The following is a 22,680-nucleotide window of genomic DNA, read 5'->3' on the forward strand; positions in this document are numbered from 1 at the left end:
ATTTATTATATGGAATAAAATTGAAAAAAGGAAAGGGGTAATAGGATGAAATGATCAGTAAACCTAGTTTTTTAATAGGTTGATAACTTAAAAAAGGTGGGATGTGAATGTTGCCAAAAGGTAGGAGAAGGAAGAGAAAGAAAGCGTCAACTTTAAAAAGTGTTTTTCTTTTGGCCATAACAGCCGTATTAATCATTAGCAGTGGTATTTGGGGTGGTAATGGAGCTAATGCGGAATACGGAGTGCCAATAGAGGATATCCCAAAGCTTAAAAAAGTTGGTCCTATCGGGGATTATGGTTATCCTGTCTGGTACAAGGATTCAAATGATAAACGATTAGAGCTGTGTTTAGAAGGAGATAATCCACTTTGTGGTTTTCCACAAGGGGAATTTCCGAGTGACCCGGTCCTAAATGTTAAAACGGGTAACTTCCCGGGCGAGGCATTTTATCAGTTGGCAAGTGCCTCTATCACATTGCCTTCTGGAGGAGATGCAGATGCTGTATTCGCTCTTGAAGCGGCATGGGCAAATGAGCTTGTCCAAGATGGGGATCAAATCGTATTCGGAAGGGTCCGGTTTCGAATAGACGATTTAAAAATCGGGGGTGAATACACCATCACTCATCCATATGGTGTGGATAAAATTATTGCTACTCCTGAGGATAAGGATGAAACTGGAGTAAATGACCCCGGAGAAATTAGATTTGTTGAAGATATTGGTATAAATGGAGGATTTGAAGGAGCAAAAACAAGCCGCATTGGGACATTCCTAGAATGGGATACTGTAGATGATAGACCACCAGGGTTTGTAGGTGACCCGGATATCCCCCATAAGGTAATAAATGGATATAATGGTCAAAACATTTTTAAAATCCAAGGACCAGAGATTGGCAGCGATGGTACATGTGGTTCAAACTGTGTCTCCACAGATTTATTCAGCCTAATGGGTAAAGAAGCAACAACTGCTGGTGTTGATGTCATGAGAGCTACATACAGCGAGGATATTGAAGGTGGTGGTACGATAGACGTATTTGCTTCTACAGAAGAAGATAAAGAATACACGATTGATGTTACAGGAGACGGAATGAGTGCAACAACAATGAGGGGAACAGATGGCCAGTACTTTGGTCGTTTAACATTTACTGGAGATGTCCCCGAGGAAATCATCGTCACGAATAAATCTGATATTCCAGTTAGTACCAAAAAGCTAAAACCTGTGGATCACATAACAGGAACTGTAAAATATGATACAAATTCTGATACTCTTTTTATTTCGGCATCGTCCAGTGATAAATTGAATCCACCAACTCTTACAGCCAAAGGGTTCGGTGATATCCCAGCTTCTGGAACACTAGTCATAAATAAACCGGCGTATATTCCGCCAACCATTACTGTAACTTCTCAAGCTAAGGGAAGTGAATCTCTGCCAGTAAATGTTACAGCAGACCCGGCAATTGCAAATGCGGGCGAAGCCCAAACCGTTAAACAAGGCTCATTGGTGACCTTGGATGGAAGTACTTCTATTAATGCAGCAACATATAAATGGGAGCAGGTAAGTGGTCCAGAAGTTCAACTAGATTTAGTAAACCCTGCAAAACCAACATTCACGTTCCCTAAACAGTTTATTCCAGTAAGCTTTAAATTAACAGTTACAACCTCAAATGGTCAGACCTCAACAAATGAATCAATTGTTACAATTACACCAGCTCCAAATAAGCTTGCAACGCAATCGGTTATTTTTTCATCAAGTATAACTACATTAAACATAGTTGGAACAAGTGATGTATTTGGGCCGGGAGTAAGTGTCACAGTATTTAAAGGAAATCAAGAGCTCGGAAAGGCACTTGTCGGTCCTGATGGAAAATGGACCTTCAGCAGAAGGGGAATTTCTTTCATCACAGGTGATACCATCAATGCTGTATCCACTTCTGGTGGAAAACTAACGAATGTACCGGTTACTATCCGTAACAGATAAAAAAGAATTCGGGAGCCAGGTCCTTTTACATAGGAATCTGGCTCTTTTCTTAATGCCTTTTTGCATGTAACTAGGTATAGGCTCATATGGTGTAGAGAGGAGGTATTAAATGATAAATATAAATGGCCGGAATGTTAAGCCTGAAGAACTCCATAAAGAAATAATAAATAATGAGCAAAGAGCAATGTTGAAGCAAATGTCAGCGTACCCTGTGATTTATTATTACCAGTCCCTTCAACAATTAAAATTTGAATTATTATTCAGAGAAAATACGATAAAAGCAGCAAAAGCATTAGAAAAGAGCGGGATAAAGTTTACTACTTTTACTTATTCCTTTGCTAACAAAAACTATTGGAATCGATTAGCGAACGGAGGGTTTCTTTTACGAGAAGGGGTGAATCCTTCAGAAGGGATGGAAGATATACTGAAAAATGGGAAGCTATATGCCACTGAATGTTCTACAGGGATTGCCATTGTGTTGTACATTGCAGTCCTATATACCATTGGACCAAGGGCATTTAATACCTACTTCAGGCGCCTTTTTTTAATGGATTGGCAATTTGACGAGGATCTCCCCGTTTATCATTCATTTGGGGAAGATTTTATCATTGGTGATGTTCTGCATTTTAAGAACCCAGATTTTAGTCCTAAGGAGCCTTGGTGGCGGGCCGAAAATGTTGTTTTTCTTGGAGATGACAAGTTCTATGGCCATGGAGTAGGGATACGTGACTCGAAGACAATCATTAACTTTTTAAATGGAAAAAGGAAAGATAACCCCGATGAATCTGCCTATCTTATGCGTATGATAACAAGACCAAATTATAAAACAATATTTTTATTACGATAATGATTAGAGGAGCTTCCAAAATGGAGGCTCCTCACTTATTTATATATTAACAGTGTAATCTTCCGTCAAAATCGGCGCTAAGACGTTTGCTGATTAAATAATCCAGCTCACGCCGTTTTTCAACTTCCATTCTCACATTTAATTTTCGTTTATATTCTTCATAACATACTCCGTGTGCACTCAACATCGCTTTTTCCATTTCACTTGTATACTTTAGTTTCAAATAATGGATAATGAATCCCTCCGGTTTATACCGCTTTAACGGCTTTATTGGTAACACAATTACAATGATAGCACTGCAAATATTTCCAAACAAAGTCGAAAAAACGGCATATACGGCGTTCAGCTTTACTGACATGGATACTCGTGAATATAACTCTTACGTCCTTAAAATTGATGCCATATCCTCCCAATAGGAGCTTGTAATGTCTTTTCCTTACAAAAGAAAGCCCATTGCATTTGCAGCAATGGGCTTTCTTGTTATAGGTCGCAAATAAAAATCTTTTTAATTCATAGATTTATCTAGCATGAAATCAGCTTTTGGCAGAGTAATAATCTTGCCGCCAATTTGCACGTGTACGGTATCGTTGAAAATGGCCTTTACAATTCCCTTTAGCGAAACACTTGAGTTGATTGAGATATCTTTTTTATCAGATTGGTTTGCCATATTAATCAACACCTTCCAAAGTTAATTATAAATATTATATATGAATAAAAACAAAAAATGCGAATAAAAAGTCTCGAAATATCAAAAAATAAATAATTTGTTTTCATGTTATTTACAATCGACTGCCAAGGGGTGTCAACAGAGATTGAAATAACATGAACTATAGTTCAAGTATTACATGTTAAAGTGAGTCTGTCAATAGAAACATGAACTGTGGTTCAATATTTAATTTTTGTGGTATACTAGTTTTGAGGTGAGAAAAATGTCAGACCGAGAAGACCAGTTGGTTGGTGAGTTTCCCCTAATGCCTAAGCAGGAACGTGCCCAAATAAAACGGGATTTGTTAGTAAAAAGTGGACATGAATTATTTATTTCTAAAGGATTTGAGCATACAACAGCCAAGGAAATCGCTGCACATGCAGGGGTAGCAACCGGTACTTTTTATCGCTACTTTTCGGATAAACGACAGCTATTAATGTCTTTGTTAGAGGATCAAATTGAGATGTTAATGCCACCTGAACCAAAATGGGGCGTTTCAAATCCAGAAAGTATGTTAGCTTCCTTATTAGAACTGCATGATGAGCGTCTCAAGAAGATGGGCATGCAGCGATTACTTCCTGAATTACTTGCTAAAGATAAAGAGTTTGCGCAAGTTTTAGCAGCTGCAAAACAAAAGATTTTTACTAGGATTCTTTCTGGATTAAAAAGAGCTTACGATAATGATTTAACTTGGAACGATTTAGACTTGAATACCGTAACTTGGTCGGTAATGACCCTAGCCGAGCATGCTCCAGAGAAAATGAAACAATGTGGGAACCAGACAGATTATCGTGAAGTAGCTAAGGTGATATGCCGTTTAATTTTCCCACCGGATGTCATGAAAAAAATAAACGCAAATGAAAAGGTAACAGAAGAAGAGTAACGATTTCCGAAAGGATGTAAGTGATAGTATGATAAATACCCTTGATATGAAGGATTTAAAAGCAATTAAAATTGAATTGACTCGTTTTATGATGGCTTATAAATTTGCTTTGGACGAAATGACAACGAAAATTAATATACTGAGAGATGAATTTAATTATATTCATGACTATAATCCAATAGAACATGTTAAAACACGATTAAAATCACCTGAGAGCATCTTTGGAAAAGTTCAGCGCAAAGGGTTGGATTTCAACCTAGACAGTATAAAAAACAATATAAAAGATATAGCAGGTATGAGAATAACCTGTTCGTTTATTTCCGATATTTATGAAATAAGTAGGATGATTGCCAATCAAAAGGACATTCGAATAGTAGAATATAAGGATTATATAAAAAATCCTAAGCCTAATGGTTATCAAAGCTTGCATATGATTGTAGAAATTCCGATTTTCATGTCCGATCGTGAGGAATTAACCTGTGTCGAGGTTCAAATCCGTACCATTGCCATGGACTTTTGGGCTAGCTTAGAACATAAAATTTACTATAAATATAACAAAGCAGTTCCTCAAAAAATGCTTGATGAATTAAAAACAACAGCAGAGATGGCTACACTGTTGGATAATAAAATGGAAAGTCTTCATATGGAAATGAAGAAAATGAAACTTGCTGACGAGGCTGAGGACAGCTTTCCGCCTATTGGCATTGGAAACAACAAATTGAAATTATTAGAGACATTTATGGAAGATAAACTCGGAATCAAATAATATTGAACCTGCCTATTACATTTTTACTGTAATAGGCTTTTTTACTTATTTTTTTCAGAAACATGACTAAAAATTCAAAAAATTCTTTTATTAGTAAGATAAGCTGTTATATAATAGAAAATATCAATGAGTAAAGGGGGATTTACTTGGAACAAATTGTGAATTGGCTAAATGGAATTATCTGGAGTCAGGCACTTATTTATTTATGTTTAGCGGTAGGATTGTTTTACACGTTATCAACTAGGTTTCTTCAAATCAGGCATATGAAGGATATTTTTAGGTTAACGTTTAAAGGTCAAAAATCAGAAGCTGGAATTTCGTCCTTTCAGGCGCTAAATCTTGCTTTATCCGGAAGAGTTGGAACTGGTAATATTGCTGGTGTTGCGACTGCGATTGCTTTCGGGGGTCCAGGTGCAGTTTTCTGGATGTGGTTAATTGCTTTTTTAGGAGCAGGTTCAGCCTTCATCGAATCCACCCTCGGCCAGGTGTATAAGTCCAAACAAGCCGGCCAGTTTCGTGGTGGTCCAGCTTACTACATAGAAAAAGGCCTAAAGCTGAAATGGTACGCTGTATTATTTGCCATCGTTACAGTTATTGCTACTGGCGCGCTTTTACCAGGGGTACAGGCAAATAGTATTGCGGTCAGTATCGATAATGCCTTTGGAATCAACACAAGTATTACAGGTATTGTGTTAATTTTAGTGTTAGCGGCAATTATTTTTGGCGGGGTAAAACGTATTGCACGTACTGCTGAATTTGTTGTGCCATTTATGGCTGTCGGTTATATTATTGTGTCTTTTATCATTACATTTGCAAATTTCTCTCAAATACCTGAAGTCCTTTCTTTAATTTTTTCGAGCGCATTTGGCGGAAATGCCGCTTACGGAGGAATTTTAGGTGCTGCCATCTCTTGGGGAGTAAAACGAGGCATTTATTCCAATGAAGCAGGTCAAGGTACGGGACCACATGCCGCTGCAGCTGCAGAAGTATCACATCCCGCTAAGCAAGGAATTGTGCAAGCCTTTTCTGTTTATATCGACACATGGTTTGTTTGTACGGCTACAGCCTTTATGATTTTGATGACTGGAATGTACAATGTCACACCAGAAGGAAAAGAACCGATTGTTACAAACCTTACCGAAGTAGAAGCAGGTCCTGGCTATACACAAGCAGCAGTTGAATCCGTTTTACCAGGATTTGGTGCACCTTTTGTAGCGATTGCATTATTGTTCTTCGCGTTTACAACTATCATGGCTTATTATTATATGGCGGAAACAAATCTTGCCTATATATTTAAAAATAAGAACCGTTGGACTGAATATGTCCTTAAATTTGTTATCCTAGGAATGGTTTACTATGGCTGCGTTAAAGAAGCTGGTCTCGCTTGGGCACTAGGAGATGTCGGTGTTGGAGCAATGGCATGGCTTAACCTTATTGCCATTCTTTTATTAACGAAACCTGCCCTAAAAGTCCTTAAGGATTATGAAGCTCAGTTAAAGGATGGAAAAGATCCTGTTTTTGATCCGGTAAAATTAGGTATCAAGGATGCAGATTTCTGGGAACATGAGTATAAGTACCCTGAAAAAGAAACAGTTGAAAAAACTGGTTGATGCTTCATGGTCATACGAGAAAACTGACATTCAGGTGTCAGTTTTTTTCTTCTTCAGGATTAAAGTTAGGCTTCGCCTTACGTTAGGGGGGTATGATATAATACAGAAAATGAGGTGATGGAATGTCTTTTGAACATGAAATGGATGAAGAAATGAATAATGAATCCTGCTGCAGTATGGAGGGCAGCCACCGAAAAAGTCATCATTCTGATAAGGTGAAGAGTAATCTTGTAACGAGACTTAATCGAATCGAAGGACAAATTCGTGGAATTAAAGGTTTAATTGAAAAAGATACGTATTGTGACGATGTAATTACGCAAATTTCAGCCACGCAATCGGCACTTAATAGCGTTGCGAAAATACTTTTAGAAGGCCATCTAAAATCATGTGTGCTGGAAAGAATTCAAGAAGGGGACAATGAGGTATTAGATGAGGTCCTGGTAACAATTCACAAATTAATGAAGAAATAATGCTTCTCCTCTTTAGGTCGTACTTATTGTACGTCTTTTTTTTATGCCATTTATAGTTTTTGTTAGAAGGAATAAGAAAAACCTGTGAAGAATATTATAGTTATAATATTCTGATAATTAAAGAGGTGAGGAATATAAAGGCGACAAAAATCATCCTACTGGTATTTGCTGGACTCATTCTGGCTTTTAGTTTTTATGCTTATACAGTATTTTATGGGACACCATGGGGAAAAGAAAAGCATGAAGAAAATATGCAGACTTATATATCGGAGAAATATCAAACTGAATTTGTCCTTACAAAAATTAATTACAATTTTTTAAGCGAAACCTACCAAGGATATGCCTATCCTAAGGATCATTCAAACCTCTTATTTATCATTGAGCAGGATGCGGATTCTCCAAGTGGTTACTCCGATAATTATCCGAAAGTTATGTGGGATAGTGAGTTATCAAGTAACCTAAAAGCTCAAATCAAAGAACTTTTTCCGAATTTGGATGAAGGAATGTTTAAAGCACTGCAAATTAAGGACAAAGGAGAAATCCTTGGTCGCACTATTCCTACCTATGAAGATATAAATGTATCGCTCCTTTCTACATCTATTCCTATTGATATAAAAGCAAATTGGTCAAAAATAAACCAACATAACGAGTTACAGAAAATGAAGAAACTTAGCCGATTTTTACAAGAGGCTCGTTTCCCTGTATTAATCGAGGTTAGATATTATGAAACTGAACTGGATGAACACGCAAAGGTCATTTTTATTACAGAAAAAGGGGATATCATTGAAAAATAGTGCTCCCAAACGGGCTGCACTATTTTTAAAGATTTCTATTGTAGGGTGAATTGTAGAAATATTGCCAATATTTTTCTCAGATATTTATTATTACTGCATTATAATTAAAATAAGACATCAAAAGGTCTGATGGATATTGTTCATTTGAAGGTGAAAATTTTTCCATGGAGGGTAGGATGTTATATGAAGACATTGATTGTGTATTGCTCATCACATGGCACAACAGAAAAAGCTGTCCAATTACTGAGTGAGTGGATGGAGGGAGAAGTCTTAGCTGTCGATTTAAAAAGGGATAGAATTACTTTTAATGTAAAAGATTATGACTTCGTGATGATTGGCGGATCAATCCATGCTGGCAGTATCCAAGGGAAAATAAAACATTTTATCGGCAAGCATCATGACGAGTTGTTGACAAAAAAACTGGGCCTTTTTCTCTGCTGTTGGCATGATGGAGAAACAGCTATTGAGCAATTCAATCTTGCTTTTCCAGAGGAATTAAGGAAAGTATCAATCGCAAACGGTATTTTTGGAGGAGAGTTCCTTGTAAGTAAAATGAACTTTATTGAAAGGCAAATCGTTAAAAAAGTGAGTGGTGTTACTGAAGATAGCTCGAATTTAGATACAACGGCCATCATGACCTTTGTTATGAAAATTAATGCAACCTTTGCTCATGTATAAAAAATACCTGACCCACCAAGGGGTCAGGTATTTTTTATAGGCTTAACAGATTTTTTGAATCAGCTGGATAGAATTATTTTTGGGTGAATTAACAAGTGGACTTACTTCATAGGCTTCCATTACACTATGTTCAAGTGGTTTCAGTAAGTGATGAAGCTTATCAGACTCTGTTATGGCAGGGTCAAGCCAAACCTTTTCATCTTCCGGTTTTAAGATTACAGGCATCCGGTCATGTATGTCTTGAACCAGCTCGTTAGGACTTGTGGTAATCACCGAACAGGAATAAATTGATTTTCCATCAGGGGATTTCCAATTCTCCCAGAGACCAGCCATAGCAAATAATTCATCTGACTTCAGCTTAATCCTCATCGGAACTTTGGTTTTACTATCCATTCTTTTCCATTCATAAAAACTATCGGCCACAATTAAACAGCGTTTTTTCTTATAAGCATTTCGAAAACTTGGTTTTTCAGATAAAGTCTCAGCACGCGCATTAATCATTTTATAACCAATTGACATATCCTTCGCCCAGGGAGGAATTAACCCCCAGCGTAAAAACCCCATCTTATTATGAGTTCCATCATTAATCACTGCTAACACCGATTGCGAAGGAGCTACATTATAATTCGGGGAATACTCCTCCTCCTGAAGAAAAAACTCCACATCAAACCGATCAATCAACTGATCAACCGTTGCAGTCAAAGTAAAACGTCCACACATCTATAATACCTCCTTGGTGCCTGTCACCGAAGTGACAACGTAGTTGTCACCATTTATTCATTTTAACACCAATTATACATCGAATTATACAACGAGTTATATAGTTGGATGTATAAAATGGAAATTATAGGCGGATAATGTTTAAGGTTTTTAGTTTGAAGAATTCATCGAGAAAGAGGTTACGTATGAGAATTTGGTTTAATAGGTGGTTTACGACGGTTACCCATTTTATGGAGTTGATTCGTGGAAATGAGGAGGGGCGACGATTCGAAATTTTTGGCACTCATTCGAATAAGGATGCTCTCTATTTACAGTATTGTGATTATGCCTTTACAGAACCCACCGTGTCAGGTGAAGAATATATTGAGTTTTGTTTGGAATTTTGTCAGAAGCATAAGATTGATATTTTCATCCCAAGAAAAGAAAATACTGTAATCGCAAAGAGGCTGGCTGATTTTGAAGCAATTGGTGTGAAGGTGTTGGTTTGTCCAGACTCCGAATTGATGGAGACACTTGATAATAAGGCTGCAGCCTACCATTCCATCTTGCAAAAGGAAGAGAGTGGAGTGAACCTTGTTTCAATACCAGATTTTTATGTTGTTAATAATATCGACGATTTCAAAACTGCCTATCAATGTTTGCGGGATAAAGGACATACAGTATGTTTTAAACCTGTAGTAGGTGAAGGTGCCACTGGTTTTCGTGTTATTGAAGACCAGATTGAAAGTATTGACCAGCTGTTTAGAAGGGCAAGCAGCCGCCGCCTCCCATATCATTACGCCTGTGAAATCTTAGGCCAGCAAGAGGTTTTCCCGGATCTAATGGTGCTAGAGTACTTAGAGGGGACGGAATTCAGTATTGACTGTGTAGCATCGAATGAAAAGCTGTACGCAGCAATACCTAGAATGAAAGGGGATGGAAGGATAAGAGAAATCTTAGACCACCATGAGCTTATTCAACTTGCTCACCAGTTTCATCAACACTTTCCTATACCATATATCTTTAATATTCAGGTTAAGTATAATCAGGGTGTCCCAAAGTTACTCGAAATCAATCCCCGAATGAGCGGAGGCATGCATTTTAGTTGTCTAACTGGCCTGAACCTTCCTTACCTAGCCATAAAATTATTGCTAGGCGAGGAAATCGGTCAATTGAAGCCAAAATTTGGAATTCGGGCTAGCCATCTCGAGAAAGAAATGATTCTTGATAAAAATCTTTTTGCCTAAAAACAAACAACGCCTTAGGATTGCCCAAGGCGTTGTTTGTTTTAGTCGTTATGATTGATTGACCTGGATTTTCTCATTGGTTTCTGGGACACGCAGCAAAACGGCGCCGCCAAGAATAAATAATATAACTAAGCTAAAAACTCCAGCGTTTGTATTACCCGTTATTTGAGCGGTAACACCGACTAAGGCTGGTCCAAGGATAGAGGCGAATTTATAAAAAATATTATAGAATCCAAAGAACTCGTTTGCATTTTCCTTCGGTACCAGCTTCGCAAAATAAGAACGGCTGAGTGCCTGAATCCCTCCTTGAGAAGAACCGACAAGCATCGCTAATATCCAGAAATCTAAGGTTGTTTTCATGAAATAGGCATAGATACAAATAATAATATAAATAAATATGCCAACTAATAACATTCTCTTTCCTGTGAATTTATCTGCCAGCCTTCCATAAAGAAGCGCGAACGGAGCAGCAATCACTTGTGTGGCAAAAAGAATGATTAACAGATTTGTGGAGGATATACCAAGATCGGTTCCATAGGCAGTGGACATGGTAATAATTGTGTGAACACCATCGATATAAAAGAAATAAGCAATAAGGAATAGAAATAAAGGACGGTAAGCTTTTATCCTTTTAAGCGTTTGAAATACTTTTTTAAAGCTGGTAGAAATCGGTTTAGCTACCCGGTCGACGTAATAGACCTGTTCCACATTTTTTAACATTGGGATGGTAAAGGTGCCCCACCAAATTGCAGTTATGGCAAAGGCGATTTGCGTGGCTACCGTGACAGATAATGGCAGAACCCCTTGCTGAGATAATAGAATCAGAGCAATACCGATAATGAAAGGAATAGTACTTCCGATATAGCCCATCGCAAACCCCCGTGCCGATATCTTATTCATCCGTTCCTCACTCGTAACGTCTACAAGGAAGGCATCATAAAAGATATTGGCTCCTCCAAAGCCAATGACGGTAATAATATAACAGATTAAGAGGATAAGCCACTGGTTACTTGGGACAACTGCCAGCATGGCCGTAAAGGCAATACCTAGAATGACAAAAAAGGTAAATAATCTCTTTTTTAAGCCCCTAAAATCACCAATCGTTCCTAGAATCGGTGCACATATGGAAACGAGCAGTGTCCCAAAGGAATTCGCATAACCCAAGTAGGCAGTAGAGGTAGATCCAGCAAGACCTGCACCATTTGCTGCTGCTTTAAAATATAAAGGGAAGATAGCGGTTGTAATTAAAATAGAGTAAGCAGAATTTGCCCAATCATAAAAAACCCAGCTTTTTTCTTGCTTCGTCAATCGACTCATAGAATGTTCCTCCTATTTAGTTGTCAACTACAATGGTAAAAGCACCTCGATAATCTTTACTGCTGTGTATTACCTAAATTTACACCTCTTTTACCTAAATATATGCGGACCCATCACAACTTTTACAATAGGCCATCCAATTATTTATCGTTTTCGTAGCATTGTTGGAAATGTGCTTTGTTGATGATATAGCCTATCTGGCCTTTTTGTATGTAAGGTATGTCTATCATAATTGTACAATAAATAAAGGGCATAATTGTTAATTTTTCAATAATTTTAACACTTATGATACTATTGCAATTGAAAAAAGCCAGTTCCTAATTGAGGATCTGGCTTTCTACTGCTTATTGTTATGTCTTTTGTACTTCTACTAGCATGGTTTGATGGGCATTGCCTTTGGCTAGAGGGGTAATCCGTTGGCTAGTGAGGACGTTGGCACATCCTCCTGTATCGACTCCGTTTTTATCTGGATCGTACCATGCTCCTGCCTGCATGGCCACGACTCCAGGCATAATACGGGTGGTGACTTCCGCAGCAATCATGATGGTTCCTCGGCCATTATAAATTTTGACTTTATCGCCTTTTTTTATGCCTCGCTTCTCGGCATCAGCAGGGTTAATCCAAAGTACCTGTTCAGCCACCTCTTTTAACCATGGGTGGTTAGCAAATGTAGAATTTGCACGGTTTCTTCCTTTCCATGTAATACATTGAAGAGGGTAGGTGGCTTTTAGTGGATCCTCAGCTCCTTCCCATTCAGGAATATAGGTTGGAATCGCTGGAATTTCACTATGGTTCATATCATATAAGCGTTTGGAGAAAATTTCGATTTTCCCAGATGGTGTTTCAAATGGATGGTTAACAGGGTCCTCAATCTGATCCTTGAAGGCAATCCTTGGTCCATCATAACGCCAATAATGAATCCGTTTCTTTTTGAATTCCTCGAAGGTTGGAGTATCCGGCTCTACTTTTCTCGTTTCATCTAAGATATAGTTTATCCAGCCAATTTCATCACGTCCTTCGGTAAAGGCTTGACCTACACCAATACCTTGGGCCACCTCTGATAACCAGTCATAGTCTGAGCGTGATTCATAGTAATTCTCCACAACTTTTTCCGATAGAATGATATAATCTCCAGATGCCCAGGATTCGCCAATATTCCATCGCTCAAAGAAGGTGGTCTCTGGTAAAAGAATATCAGCATATTTCGCACTTGGTGTGAGGAAATGGTCGCTGGCAACGATAAATTCTACTAAACTTTCATCTTCTAAGATTTTTTTTGTTTTATTGATATCAGGCTGTTGGTTAATTAAGTAATTTCCAGCTAAATTATAAATTAATTTAATGTTAGAAGTAAGCTTGTCGCCATCCTTAAGTCCATTTTCGGGAGTGACATTACTAGGATCTGTGATGGCATCTGTCCAGTTCATAATAGAAATACTCTCTTTAACTGGATTATCAGGAACTGGGATTCCCATAGGGAATTTTCTCGGAATTCCTCCATAACCAGATGCCCAGCCGCCTGACACACCGACATTTCCTGTAATCGAAGCTAACATGGTTCCACCACGGGCAATCCTCTCACCGCTTGCATGACGCTGCGGGCCCCAGCCTTGAATCAAAGCTGCTGGTTTAGCTGTTGCATATTCACGGGCAAGCTCTGTGATTTTCTTAGCAGGCACCTTACAGATTCTCTCTGCCCATTCAGGTGTTTTTTCGATGCCATCTTTTTTTCCAAATAAATAGGAAACGAGTGATTCATTCGCAGGGACACCCTCAGGCATATGTTCTTCATCAAAACCAACTACAAATTTATCGAGAAATTCCTTGTTGTGCAGGTTTTCTTTGACAATTACATATGCCATAGCATCCATTAAGGCATTGTCTGTTCCTGGTAATAAGGGAATCCATTCGTCCGCAAAAGCTACAGCCGTATTGGAATACCGAGGGTCAATTGAAATAATCTTGATTCCGGCTTCTTTTAATTTTTTATAATAATGAAGGGTGTTTCCAAAAATGGTTTCAGAAGGGTTGTGCCCCCATAAGAGAATCAGTTTTGAATCTTTGAGGGAATCAAGGCTGTTTCCGGTTTGGTGTGTACCATATGTATAAGGTGTTGCCGCAGCCGTATTTCCCATACTTACGGAATGGTAATAGTTTAAAAATCCACCACTTAATGCCATTAATCTTCTTGCCAGTTGGGCTCCGCCTATTGTACCGCCAGTAACAGCAGTACCCTGATGAACGTACCGAGAGGCTGGACCATATTGTTCAGTAATCCGTTTGGTTTCTTTAATAATAGTAGCAACTGCTTCTTCCCAACTTATTCGCTCAAATTTTCCTTCGCCGCGTTTACCTACTCGCTTCATTGGATACTTTAAACGATCTGGATGGTATTGATTTTTTCGATAGGAGCGTCCTCTAACACAGGCCTTCATATATGGATTAGCTTCATCTAATTCTTTATCACTCCGGGCACTTATTCTAGTAATTACCCCGTCCCTTACATGTGCCTTAATCATACATTTACCGCCGCAGTCCAAGGTGCTACACGTTGGAACTATAGTTTCACTTGCTTCCACAATGTTTTTGTTTTCAGATAGATATTTAGTGGACCAGACTCCGCCGGCAATAACCGGGACAGTGGCAATACCCGTCCATTTCAATAATGATCTACGTGAAAGTTTACTCTCGCCAATTTTAGTTAAAATATTTTTATCACTCATGTTTAGAGGGCCTCCTTCAAGGCAGGGATTAGTTCTTTTTCTAGATTGAGATACTCTTCTAAGAGCAGGGCAGCACCTTGGTACAATTCAAACTGAGTTGCTTTGCTCAATAGTTCACAAAAAGTGGGGCACCATTTTAAAAGATGATTGTTTAAAAAGGAATATTGATCATCTAATAATCTTTTTTTCGTTTCAACATCTTCGCAATCTATTGTTTTTTGAATAAGATAGCTTAGAAACTCTAATTCAATCACAATGTGATCATCAGGCTCTTTACTCTCACGGATAAAAGTTAAACCATACTGACGATAGCACTTCCTAACCTCTAAAGTCACTTCTTCAAACAGTAAATGCTCACTGCCTAAATAGACAGATTCCCATAAGGGAGCGGGCAAGGCATTAGGTCCTACAAACAAGCGATTATACTCTTCCTGCAATCGTTTAATTTTCTCACCGTTATCTACACGAAGTTCTTGAATGGAATCATCTATGTGACGAAAGCCTTCGCTGATTTCGCAAAGGGGCTTCCATTGTGGATGATTGATGAATGTAATTAATTGCTGCCTATTTGATGGTGCGTCAAAAATAAAACGAATGAATTGATTAATATAAAGTCGATTTTGTAAAAGGGAAGCTTCATTCCATTGGCTGCTCTCAATTGTAGACATAAATTCTCCTTTCAAACTAACTGATATAGTAATAGTAACCTATGTTATCGTCAGAAAATTTCATTCTATAAATTGTTAAGAAAAATTTAATGACTTCTTTAACAATATATGGACATTGAGAATAATTTTCATTTGAATTTGGTATTGGTAATGATAAGAAAGGGATACATTTTTTTATTTTATAGTCAACTGCCTTAACACTTTATACATCAATTGAATCTATTATAATAGGCAGTAAATTTTTAGGGTTTCGAAATAGACAAGCCGAATGCAAATGGATACTGCCAAATTAAATGAAATGAATCAAGCTTCCAACTTGAAAAGAAAGGAGGGAATATATGGATATTAAGAATTTACAACAATGGATGAACAACATTAAAGTAACCAATCTAATCAATGCTGACGTGGAAGTAGTGAATAACTCACCGTTAGTCATGATGGGGAAAGGGCGACAAGGTGCTGTTTTCCAAATTAATAATGACATTTGTGTGAAGGTATTTGGTAATACCGAGGATTGTGACCGCGAATATTATGCGCTATCCCTTGGTCAGCAAACTGCTTTATTTCCAAAGCTTTATGGGAAAGGTCCTCTCTATATTGTGATGGAAATCATCAGGGGCGTAGATTTACGTGAGTATTTACAATCCCAGCCATTAACACAGGCACTTTCTGCAAAATTAATTGAAATGTTAATCACGTTTAAGAAAATTGGCTATGAGAGAATTGACCACCATAAGCGTCAAATTTACCTGCAGTCTGATGGAAGTTTAAAGGTAATTGACGTTGCTAGAACCATTTGGCGCGATCGCGTCTACCCATATCCAAGAAAGTTATTGACATCCTTAGGGGAAGAAAATAAAGCCATCTTTATGGCGCATGTCCAAGAAATGGCCCCAGAATTATATGCGGAATGGCTCCATTACATTCGGATGGAGGAAATCTCACGAGAAATCACAGCATTACTTCTCCCACAAGAGCCGGATAAAAATAAAATAAAAAATCTTAGTAATAGTTTATTGACAACAGCGGATGAGAAAAACTATGTAAACCTGCTCCATGGTCTCGTTCATAAGGTTTTTAAGGAAGAATGGATTAAAACGATGCTTGCACGAGGAGTAGATCCAGAAGCAGTAATGGCAGAAATTGATGAACATTGGGACAAACTCGAACAAAGTTTTGAACAAAGACACCCAGTAGGCGAGAGAGAGTATAAGGGCGAGGTACGCTTTGAAGGTGATCGATCCTCTAGAGGTGATCGTGGCCGCAGAGGTGGGAAACACTTTGAAGGTGATCGAGACCGATACAGCAAAGGCGCTAAGGGTGGTAAAGGTGGAAAACACTACTCTGGTGATCGATACGATGACCGTGACCGTCGGGACGATAAGAAAGGCAAAAACAAAAATAAAAAACGTCATTAAACAGTGATAAGGGTTGAAATAAGAGACCTAACATGATGGGGAGGAGCCTAATGAAAACAAGGAGAAACCATTATGAAAGTATTAGTAATCTGGCGTCTGCTGACAGTTGGAGGGGTGAATGCCGGCTGGCGTAATCGCTCGATTTATTTTAAGAAACATGGAATTGATACAGAGTTTCTATACACTACCGATCATGGCGGGCTTCATATTATGGAAGATGTCGCTCCCGTATATTTGACAAAGGATGAGCAGGAGATTATCAAGATTATTAAAAACAATCAGTATGACGCCATTATTGTTGTTGACACAGGTGCTGCATTTAAATGGCTTCATAAAGCAAATTATCAAGGCCCAGTATTGGTTGAGGCACGCACCCCAGAACTGATAAAGCTCAAGCCTCATTTAAAATCATTCAGAGGAATCGAGCCGAAAGCCATCATTGTTCCTTCACAGTATCAAAAAAGATTGGTTTCCATATTAACAGACAATATTCCGATTCATATTATCTACAATGGCATCGATACGTCGTTCTATCACGCTTTATCAGCTGATGAGATAGATGTTAACAGCGAGCCTAAACTTCCAAATGGTAAAAAAATAATCGGATGGATTGGCCGTTTGGACAAACGCAAAAACTGGCAAATGTTAGTAGAAGTGGCTAAGCAAATAAAAGGTCAGCGTGATGATATTGAATTTTGGGTGATTGGCGGGGCACAAAGTGTCCAGAGGGAGGAATTTGCAGCCAAATGGCAGGAGGAAAACCTCACGGATATAGTCAAATGGTTTCCAGTGATACCTTATCAACAAATGCCGCAGGTGTATGCGAAAATTCGCCAATCAGGCGGCTGTACACTGGCAACTACAAAGACCGAATCCTTTGGAAATACCTTCATTGAATCGATGGTTTGTGGTGTACCGGTAGTTGCCTCGAAAATGATGCCAGTCACAGAGTTGGTGGTACATGGTGAACATGGGCTGCTATTTCGCGGTCAAAATGTAGAGGATGCAGTGAACCAGCTTTCTAGTATAGTGGATAATCCAATCCTTCATCAACAAATGTCAGAGGCTGCGATAGCCCGTGTCCATGAAAAATTCGCAATAGAGATTGTGGCAGAACAATATGTTGATTTATTGAAAAAAATAGGAGGGGAGAGAGCGGGGAATGATTAAACCAGTCGCCTATAAGAAAACACTAGAAGGAAAATCAAATGCTCACTTGTTAACATTTAATGATGGCCGTGATTATGTCGTGAAATATTTCCAGCCAGGATTTGAAAAAACATTGGCCAATGAATGGGTCGCTTATTGCTTAGCCCGTTACCTTGGACTGCCAATACCTTTTGCACAATTAGTAGAAATCCCTCCTGAATTTTCCGCACAATACCCTGAACTCTCTCAAATGACTCAAACGCAGTTTCAGTTTGCAAGTCTTTACGTGCCAGATTGCTTTGATGGACATCAAGTGACAGAGGTTCCTGCCATTTCTAACAATGAAAACCTAGCAGGTGTTATATTATTTGATTACTGGATGTGTAATCGTGATCGAACAAGGAAAAATATCATCTTGTGTGATGACACTCCGAAATCCTACCGCTTATGGATTATCGATCATGCGGAAGTATTCGCCTCCTTTAACTGGACACTGCAAGATTTGGAAACACTGCCGATTACGATTTTAAAAAGTGCAACACATCAAATAATGGCCTATTTTATTGAGGATGAGCAGAAGTTTAGTGAACAGCTTGAAATCATTCAAACACTGCCTATTCACTTAATAGAGGAAATTGTAGCACTCATTCCGGAAGATTGGCAGGTTACGAGTGAAGAAAGAAAAGCGATTGTTACCGCCTTGGTCGTACGTCGGAAAAGAATACTAAAAAAACTGATGGAAAGGTTTATTAAAAGGGTTTATCGGCCAATACATGAACAAGATAAATGACTCCCTTGGCACTCATGTAAAGGGAGTTTTATTTTATAGAAAAGGTCTGTTGAAAACGATTTTAATAGGTTCCTAACGTGACAGGTGGTTGTCCATCTGCATATAAAGAATAGAGGAGAAAAGGAAAGGAGGCAGCATATGAAAATCCGAAAGGCCATTATTCCAGCAGCTGGCCTCGGAACTCGATTTTTGCCAGCGACGAAAGCGCAGCCAAAGGAAATGTTGCCGATAGTTGATAAACCTACCATTCAATATATTGTGGAAGAAGCTGTCGCTTCTGGTATTGAAGAGATTATCATCATCATCGGCAGAGGTAAAAGGTCCATTGAGGATCATTTCGATAAATCGTATGAGCTTGAGGACACACTTTATAGAAAGAACAAACTTGATATGTTAGCAGAAGTTCAAAAAATATCAAACTTAGTAAATATCGTTTATGTCCGCCAGAAAGAGCCGAAAGGGCTTGGACATGCTATTCTTTGTGCGAAAAGTGTAATTGGCGACGAACCATTTGCGGTTTTACTTGGTGATGATATCGTCATGTCGGAAATTCCCTGCCTAAAGCAGGTCATTGATGTATTCGAATATTATAATAGTTCGGTTGTTGCCGTTCAAAAGGTTCCAGAAAAAGATGTAAGTAAATACGGAATTATTAAGCCAAAAGGGACGATGATTGAGTCAGACCTATTTAATATTGATTCGTTAATTGAGAAGCCAAGCCTAGAAGAGGCACCTTCAAGATATGCCATTATGGGACGTTATGTTTTGAGCCCAAAGATATTTGAAATATTGGAGCAAATCCCAGTGGGGAGAGGCGATGAATTACAGCTGACGGATGCGATCAATGAACTAAATAAACATCAGGCGGTATTTGCTTATAATTTTCAGGGAAAGCGATATGATATCGGCGATAAAATTGGATTTATTAAAGCCACGATCGATTTCGCATTAAGTCGGGACGATATCAATGAATCGGTATTAGCTTATTTGCAAGAAGTCATTACCATACAGAACCTTCAAAATAGTAAAAGAGAGATTGATTGATATGAAGATTACTGTTTTAGGAACAGGCTATGTAGGATTGTCAACGGGTGTTTGTTTATCACAAATCGGTCACCATGTCACTTGTATGGATATAATGGAACAAAAGATTGAGCAATTAAGGAAAGGGATTTCCCCCATTTATGAACCAGGTCTTGAACAATTATTAGCTACTAATATGGCAGCAGGCAGACTTCATTTTACCACTTCTCTTTCTAAGGCGTTAGCAGCGGAAACGGAAATCATCGTTATTGCAGTGGGGACTCCACAAGGCGATGACGGTGCAGCGGACCTTTCTTATTTAGTACAAGCTGCAAAAGATATTTCCCCATATTTATCTCCGCAAACCATCATCGTCATTAAGAGTACTGTGCCAGTCGGAACGAATGATTTTATTGGAAAGCTGATTGAAGACCATTGTGGATTTAAAGTGAAAATGGTTTCTAATCCTGAATTTCTTCGTCAGGGGTCTGCGATAGAAGATACGATGAAAGCTGACCGAATTATTATCGGTTCTGAAGATGTAGAGGCAGCAGGAAAAATTCATGAAATGTATCGGCCTTTAAATGTGCCAGTGCTTCTAACAAGCACCAAAAGTGCAGAAATGATTAAATATGCCTCGAATGCGTTTTTAGCAACGAAGATTAGTTATATCAATGAAATTGCCAATTTGTGTGAAGCAGTCGGAGCAGACGTAACAGACGTTGCGAGAGGAATGGGAAAGGACAAAAGGATAGGTGAAGCATTTTTGAATGCAGGTATCGGCTACGGTGGCTCTTGTTTTCCAAAAGATGTCAAAGCCTTGCTGCATACTGCTGGGGTAAATGGAGTTAATTTTCCGCTGTTACAAGAAACCATTGCAATTAATGAGTATCAGCGAGAATTGCTGGTGACAAAGGCATTGAAGAGGTTTGGGGGATTAAAAGGCAAAAAAATTGCAATGCTTGGCCTTGCCTTTAAACCAGAAACAGATGATATGAGAGAGGCACCATCTATACCAATTGCACACGGCTTAACAAAATTAGGAGCAAATGTCATCGCATACGATCCTGTTGCTACTCAGAATGCTCGTCGAATTATTGGGGAAACCATAAAATATGCTGGTTCCATCGATGAAGCTGTGTTTGAAGCAGACGCCGTATTGATTGTGACAGAGTGGAATGAGATTAAAAATATAGACGTAGCAGAGATGGCAGGGAAAATGAAAGAACCCATCATCTTCGATGGCAGAAACTGTCTGCCGGAAGAAAAAATCCGAAACTGTGTTTCAGTAGAATACTATCCGATAGGCAAACCGCCAATCATCATCTAAAAAATAGGCATGATCTTTGTAGAAACAAAAATACTACAAAATCATGCCTAAGCTTTTTTCATTAATTGCAAACTTTGATACAATAAAAAAAGTATCAAATGAAAATACATAAAGAAAACGAAGTGTCCACTGGAGACGGACATTTGTTCATTAGTGGTGCCTGTCACCAAGGTGACAAGTGGTGGTTGTCACCAAAAGTGTTGCCCATAGAAAGGTGTGAAAAGATGGTTATTGAGCATGAACAGTTAGAACGGAGTGGTTTGACTCGTTATGTTCCGCCAAAAGGGGATTTTGAGGGGTTTCGTGATGATGAGCATTACCGTGAGAAGTTGAAGGAGTGGGGGCTTTCCTCTGCGAAGGAGGCGAAGCGGGAGTTTCTGTTTAAGGAACGGAATTACCAGCGTGTGGTGATGATTAAGGGGTATGAAACGTACGGGAAGTCTGAGGAGTTTAACACGCTTGTGATTGAGTTCCGGGATGGGAATTTAACTTGTATAAACCCTGCTTTTTTGAAGGAAATGCAGTCATCCAGCTTTGGCAGGGAGAGCATGCTGCAGGTTGAGGAGAAGGATTTTAGTACACCGGAACAAGTTAACGAGACTCAGGTAAACGAAGAAACACCTGAACCAAAGAAGGTGGCAAAATCTGAACCCAAAAAACCAAAGGCAACAAAACCAAAAAAAGAGCAAGAGCCTAAAATCGAGCTTCCAGTAGATAAAGTTCACTTTACTGCAAGCGTCAAACAGTTTGCGCTTACGTACAACCCATTTAATGAAGAAAACGATGAAGTGGTTGTTCTAGAAAATGTCAAAGTAGTCCAGGATCCACCGATTGAAATTGGACTTGCCTGGTGCAGTCACAGCAAAACACTAAAGAAGTTTGAATTAGCACCAGGAGATCAACTGGAATTTGACGGAAAAGTGGCAAAGAAGAAATTAGCAAAAGGCAAAGACGTAGAAGAAGAGTTTGTCGTCGATACACCGGTCTTATATAAAGTCAACAATCCATCAAAAATCGTGAAAAATCAATAATTTCCCTTATAAAGAAATGAGTCTTCGAAACAATGGAAGACTCATTTCTTTTATTAAAACTGTCTTTTATTAAAGCACTTGTCCACTCAAAATAATGGGATATTCATATAGTATAGTAATCGTTTTTATTAACGAAGGCGGCTGATGGGTAAAGAGATGTGAGTGTCACGTGGAATAGAATAAGAATAATTTATAACACTCCCTCTTTAGCTCACAGTCAATGGAAGGAGGGGATTAGATGGCTGCTATTCAAAAAAGTGTTGACTCTTCAAGCTTAGCAGAGGTAATTGACCGTATTTTGGATAAGGGTGTGGTTATTGATTTATGGGCTCGTGTTTCTTTAGTTGGAATCGAGCTTTTGACAATTGATGCCCGTATCGTTATTGCCAGTGTAGATACATGGTTAAGATATGCGAAAGCGGTTGGTCTTCTTAAGGATCATCATCATCATCATCCTTTTGTAGAGGAGTCGTAGTCGTGTTTTGAATTTCAATCGAAGGAGCCTAGGCTTGACTGTGCCTTGGCTCCTTTTTTACGAAACTTTAATCTTAAGGAGGA

22 protein-coding genes are annotated in these 22,680 nt (G+C 38.7%); 16 read left to right on the forward strand and 6 right to left on the reverse strand.

Annotation, left to right across the window (positions count from 1 at the left end; genetic code table 11):
• Positions 1 to 107 precede the first annotated feature (107 nt).
• Both M3189_RS04690 and M3189_RS04695 read left to right on the forward strand, forming a co-directional pair.
• Positions 108 to 1,973, forward strand: a complete 1,866-nt coding sequence (locus M3189_RS04690) for a PKD domain-containing protein (protein WP_251632620.1) — start codon at positions 108 to 110, stop codon at positions 1,971 to 1,973.
• Between the two features lie 109 nt (positions 1,974 to 2,082).
• Positions 2,083 to 2,820 carry a protein-glutamine gamma-glutamyltransferase gene (locus tag M3189_RS04695; protein WP_251632621.1) on the forward strand — a complete coding sequence of 246 codons (738 nt, stop codon included), beginning with the start codon at positions 2,083 to 2,085 and terminating at the stop codon, positions 2,818 to 2,820.
• A 46-nt stretch (positions 2,821 to 2,866) separates the two neighbouring features.
• Here M3189_RS04695 and M3189_RS04700 read toward each other — a convergent pair whose 3' ends face one another.
• Both M3189_RS04700 and M3189_RS04705 read right to left on the reverse strand, forming a co-directional pair.
• Complete coding sequence (locus M3189_RS04700; protein ID WP_251633009.1) at positions 2,867 to 3,178, reverse strand: hypothetical protein; 312 nt, start codon at positions 3,176 to 3,178, stop codon at positions 2,867 to 2,869.
• Positions 3,179 to 3,325: 147 nt separating this feature from the next.
• A complete protein-coding gene (locus tag M3189_RS04705) occupies positions 3,326 to 3,487 on the reverse strand; it encodes a hypothetical protein (RefSeq protein ID WP_165979054.1) in 162 nt (53 codons plus the stop codon).
• A 262-nt stretch (positions 3,488 to 3,749) separates the two neighbouring features.
• Between M3189_RS04705 and M3189_RS04710 the strand changes: the two genes are divergently transcribed.
• The 6 genes from M3189_RS04710 to M3189_RS04735 all read left to right on the forward strand — a co-directional run bounded on the left by M3189_RS04710 (position 3,750) and on the right by M3189_RS04735 (position 8,727).
• Positions 3,750 to 4,409, forward strand: coding sequence for a TetR/AcrR family transcriptional regulator (locus M3189_RS04710; protein ID WP_251632622.1), 660 nt, complete (start codon positions 3,750 to 3,752; stop codon positions 4,407 to 4,409).
• 28 nt (positions 4,410 to 4,437) lie between these two features.
• Positions 4,438 to 5,175: a GTP pyrophosphokinase gene (locus M3189_RS04715; protein WP_251632623.1), complete on the forward strand. Its 738-nt coding sequence runs from the start codon at positions 4,438 to 4,440 to the stop codon at positions 5,173 to 5,175.
• Between the two features lie 146 nt (positions 5,176 to 5,321).
• Complete coding sequence (locus tag M3189_RS04720) at positions 5,322 to 6,785, forward strand: alanine/glycine:cation symporter family protein (protein ID WP_251632624.1); 1,464 nt, start codon at positions 5,322 to 5,324, stop codon at positions 6,783 to 6,785.
• A gap of 122 nt (positions 6,786 to 6,907) precedes the next feature.
• A complete protein-coding gene (locus M3189_RS04725; protein ID WP_285889366.1) occupies positions 6,908 to 7,255 on the forward strand; it encodes a metal-sensitive transcriptional regulator in 348 nt (115 codons plus the stop codon).
• Positions 7,256 to 7,380: 125 nt separating this feature from the next.
• A complete protein-coding gene (locus M3189_RS04730) occupies positions 7,381 to 8,049 on the forward strand; it encodes a hypothetical protein (RefSeq protein WP_251632625.1) in 669 nt (222 codons plus the stop codon).
• 183 nt (positions 8,050 to 8,232) lie between these two features.
• Complete coding sequence (locus M3189_RS04735) at positions 8,233 to 8,727, forward strand: flavodoxin domain-containing protein (RefSeq protein WP_251632626.1); 495 nt, start codon at positions 8,233 to 8,235, stop codon at positions 8,725 to 8,727.
• A gap of 42 nt (positions 8,728 to 8,769) precedes the next feature.
• On the opposite strand, the gene M3189_RS04740 is transcribed toward M3189_RS04735, so the two are convergent.
• Positions 8,770 to 9,447: an SOS response-associated peptidase gene (locus tag M3189_RS04740; protein WP_251632627.1), complete on the reverse strand. Its 678-nt coding sequence runs from the start codon at positions 9,445 to 9,447 to the stop codon at positions 8,770 to 8,772.
• 185 nt (positions 9,448 to 9,632) lie between these two features.
• On the opposite strand from M3189_RS04740, the gene M3189_RS04745 reads away from it, so the two are divergent.
• Complete coding sequence (locus tag M3189_RS04745) at positions 9,633 to 10,673, forward strand: ATP-grasp domain-containing protein (protein WP_251632628.1); 1,041 nt, start codon at positions 9,633 to 9,635, stop codon at positions 10,671 to 10,673.
• Between the two features lie 48 nt (positions 10,674 to 10,721).
• Here M3189_RS04745 and M3189_RS04750 read toward each other — a convergent pair whose 3' ends face one another.
• The 3 genes from M3189_RS04750 to M3189_RS04760 all read right to left on the reverse strand — a co-directional run bounded on the left by M3189_RS04750 (position 10,722) and on the right by M3189_RS04760 (position 15,381).
• Positions 10,722 to 11,990: an MFS transporter gene (locus M3189_RS04750; RefSeq protein ID WP_251632629.1), complete on the reverse strand. Its 1,269-nt coding sequence runs from the start codon at positions 11,988 to 11,990 to the stop codon at positions 10,722 to 10,724.
• A gap of 350 nt (positions 11,991 to 12,340) precedes the next feature.
• On the reverse strand, positions 12,341 to 14,713 hold the full coding sequence (locus M3189_RS04755; protein ID WP_251632630.1) for a DMSO/selenate family reductase complex A subunit: 2,373 nt from the start codon (positions 14,711 to 14,713) through the stop codon (positions 12,341 to 12,343).
• Between the two features lie 2 nt (positions 14,714 to 14,715).
• Positions 14,716 to 15,381, reverse strand: coding sequence for a TorD/DmsD family molecular chaperone (locus M3189_RS04760; protein ID WP_251632631.1), 666 nt, complete (start codon positions 15,379 to 15,381; stop codon positions 14,716 to 14,718).
• Positions 15,382 to 15,719: 338 nt separating this feature from the next.
• Here M3189_RS04760 and M3189_RS04765 point away from each other — a divergent pair, with 338 nt between their 5' ends.
• The 7 genes from M3189_RS04765 (at position 15,720) to gvpJ (ending at position 22,597) form a co-directional block, all read left to right on the forward strand.
• Entirely contained in the window at positions 15,720 to 16,799 is a 1,080-nt protein-coding gene (locus M3189_RS04765; protein WP_251632632.1) for a hypothetical protein, read from the forward strand.
• 72 nt (positions 16,800 to 16,871) lie between these two features.
• The gene (locus tag M3189_RS04770) at positions 16,872 to 17,969 is read left to right on the forward strand and encodes a glycosyltransferase family 4 protein (RefSeq protein WP_251632633.1); all 1,098 of its coding nucleotides are present in this window, start codon (positions 16,872 to 16,874) and stop codon (positions 17,967 to 17,969) included.
• Positions 17,962 to 18,738 carry a HipA family kinase gene (locus tag M3189_RS04775; RefSeq protein ID WP_251632634.1) on the forward strand — a complete coding sequence of 259 codons (777 nt, stop codon included), beginning with the start codon at positions 17,962 to 17,964 and terminating at the stop codon, positions 18,736 to 18,738. Before M3189_RS04770 ends, M3189_RS04775 begins: the two co-directional genes overlap by 8 nt.
• A 138-nt stretch (positions 18,739 to 18,876) precedes the next feature.
• Positions 18,877 to 19,782 carry a UTP--glucose-1-phosphate uridylyltransferase GalU gene (gene galU / locus M3189_RS04780; protein ID WP_251632635.1) on the forward strand — a complete coding sequence of 302 codons (906 nt, stop codon included), beginning with the start codon at positions 18,877 to 18,879 and terminating at the stop codon, positions 19,780 to 19,782.
• Between the two features lies 1 nt (position 19,783).
• Entirely contained in the window at positions 19,784 to 21,091 is a 1,308-nt protein-coding gene (locus tag M3189_RS04785; protein WP_251632636.1) for a UDP-glucose dehydrogenase family protein, read from the forward strand.
• 224 nt (positions 21,092 to 21,315) lie between these two features.
• Complete coding sequence (locus M3189_RS04790) at positions 21,316 to 22,122, forward strand: hypothetical protein (RefSeq protein WP_435368062.1); 807 nt, start codon at positions 21,316 to 21,318, stop codon at positions 22,120 to 22,122.
• Positions 22,123 to 22,360: 238 nt separating this feature from the next.
• On the forward strand, positions 22,361 to 22,597 hold the full coding sequence (gvpJ, locus tag M3189_RS04795; RefSeq protein ID WP_251632638.1) for a gas vesicle protein GvpJ: 237 nt from the start codon (positions 22,361 to 22,363) through the stop codon (positions 22,595 to 22,597).
• Positions 22,598 to 22,680 lie beyond the last annotated feature (83 nt).

Source organism: Neobacillus niacini (genome assembly GCF_023715415.1).
GTDB lineage: Bacteria > Bacillota > Bacilli > Bacillales > Cytobacillaceae > Neobacillus > Neobacillus niacini_C.